The sequence below is a fragment of the Dietzia sp. B19 genome (assembly GCF_014145155.1).
Taxonomy (GTDB): Bacteria; Actinomycetota; Actinomycetes; order Mycobacteriales; family Mycobacteriaceae; genus Dietzia; species Dietzia natronolimnaea.
The window spans coordinates 378-2,685 of the sequence record NZ_JAALED010000410.1; the positions used below are offsets into that span (position 1 = coordinate 378).

Annotated in this window: 2 protein-coding genes; both read left to right on the plus strand. The window is 67.3% G+C overall.

Annotated elements, in window-relative coordinates:
- The first annotated feature begins 124 nt into the window (after positions 1-124).
- Positions 125-1,291 carry an ADP-forming succinate--CoA ligase subunit beta gene (gene sucC / locus G6020_RS11855; RefSeq protein WP_182610769.1) on the plus strand — a complete coding sequence of 389 codons (1,167 nt, stop codon included), beginning with the start codon at positions 125-127 and terminating at the stop codon, positions 1,289-1,291.
- Between the two features lie 21 nt (positions 1,292-1,312).
- Entirely contained in the window at positions 1,313-2,215 is a 903-nt protein-coding gene (sucD, locus tag G6020_RS11860) for a succinate--CoA ligase subunit alpha (protein ID WP_182610770.1), read from the plus strand.
- Positions 2,216-2,308 lie beyond the last annotated feature (93 nt).

Below are 2,308 nucleotides of genomic sequence, written 5' to 3' on the forward strand. Positions count from 1 at the left end.
CTGTGACCCGACGCACACGTCTACCCCCAGGGTGCGACGGGCGACACACTGGCCGCTTAGGATGAGGGTTGACTCGGCTTTCAACAGGGCCGGGCGAATCTACCCACGTCAAGATGGTGAGCTGATGGATCTCTTTGAATACCAGGCAAAGGCTCTTTTCGCGAAGCATGACGTCCCCACCACCCCGGGGCGCGTCGCGGATACCGCGGAGGAAGCCGAGAAGGTCGCGGCCGAGATCGGCAAGCCTGTCGTCGTCAAGGCGCAGGTCAAGGTCGGAGGCCGTGGCAAGGCCGGCGGCGTGAAGCTGGCGGAGGACGCCACCGAAGCGCGTGCGCGGGCCGAGGACATCCTTGGCCTGGACATCAAGGGCCACATCGTCAAGAAGCTCCTCGTGGCCGAGGCCAGCGACATCGCGGAGGAGTACTACATCTCCTTCGTCCTCGATCGTTCCAACCGCAACTACCTCGCCATGTGTTCGGTCGAGGGCGGCGTGGAGATCGAGCAGGTCGCCGAGGAGTCCCCGGACCGCCTCGCGCGGATCAACATCGACCCCACGGTCGGCGTCGACGTGGCCAAGGCGCGCGAGATCGCGGCCGCCGGCCACCTCCCCGAGGAGGTGCTGGACGCGGCCGCCGTGACGATCGCGAAGCTGTACGAGGTGTTCGTCAACGAGGACGCCACCCTCGTCGAGGTCAACCCGCTCGTCCGCACCCCGAACGACGAGATCCTCGCGCTGGACGGCAAGGTCACCCTGGACGAGAACGCCGAGTTCCGTCACAAGGAGATGTTCGCGGACTTCGCCGACGCCGGCACGACTGATCCCCTCGAGCAGAAGGCCGCGGAGAACGACCTCAACTACGTCAAGCTCGACGGCCAGGTCGGCATCATCGGCAACGGCGCCGGGCTGGTCATGTCCACGCTCGACGTCGTCGCCTACGCGGGCGAGAACCACGGTGGAGTCAAGCCCGCCAACTTCCTCGACATCGGCGGCGGCGCCTCGGCCGAGGTCATGGCCAACGGGCTCGACGTGATCCTCGGCGACGAGCAGGTCAAGAGCGTCTTCGTCAACGTGTTCGGCGGCATCACCGCCTGTGACGCGGTGGCCAACGGCATCGTCAAGGCCCTGGAGATCCTGGGCGACGAGGCCAACAAGCCGCTGGTCGTCCGACTCGACGGCAACAACGTCGAGGAGGGTCGCAAGATTCTCGCCGACGCCAATCACCCGCTCGTGACCCTGGCCGACAACATGGACTCCGGCGCCGACAAGGCCGCCGAGCTGGCCACCAAGTAGGAAGAGTAGGAACAACCAGATATGTCGATCTTCCTCAACTCAGGCAGCAAGGTCATCGTCCAGGGCATCACCGGCGGCGAGGGCACCAAGCACACCGCCCGCATGCTCGCGGCCGGGACCCAGGTCGTCGGTGGCGTCAACGCCCGTAAGGCCGGCACCACCGTGGCCCACAAGGACGCCGACGGCAACGACGTCGAGCTCCCCGTGTTCGGCAGCGTCTCCGAGGCCATGGAGGCCACCGGTGCCGACGTGACGATCCTCTTCGTCCCGCCGCCGTTCACCAAGGACGCCATCATCGAGGCCATCGACGCGGAGATCCCGCTCGCCGTGGTCATCACCGAGGGCGCCCCTGTCCTGGACACCGCCGACGCGTGGAACTACAACGTGTCCAAGGGCAACAAGACCCGCATCATCGGCCCCAACTGCCCGGGCATCATCACGCCGGGCGAGTCGCTGGTCGGCATCACGCCGGCCAACATCGCCGGCAAGGGACCGATCGGACTCGTGTCCAAGTCGGGCACCCTGACCTACCAGATGATGTACGAGCTCGCCGATTACGGCTTCTCGACCGCCATCGGTATCGGCGGCGACCCGATCATCGGCACCACGCACATCGACTGCATCGAGGCCTTCGAGAACGATCCGGAGACCAAGGTCATCGTGATGATCGGCGAGATCGGCGGCGACGCCGAGGAGCGCGCGGCCGACTACATCAAGGCCAACGTCACCAAGCCGGTAGTCGGCTACGTGGCGGGCTTCACGGCTCCCGAGGGCAAGACCATGGGCCATGCCGGCGCCATCGTGTCGGGCTCCGCGGGTACCGCGCAGGCCAAGCAGGACGCCCTCGAGGCCGCCGGTGTCAAGGTCGGCAAGACGCCGTCCGCGACCGCGGCGCTCGCCAAGGAGATCCTCGACGCGATGTGATCCGCCCGCGGCGGCCCTCTGGGCCACCGCGAGTGAGCGTTCCCCGACCCCCGCCCATCCCCGGATGGCGGGGGTCGCGGCGTGCCGGGGGCG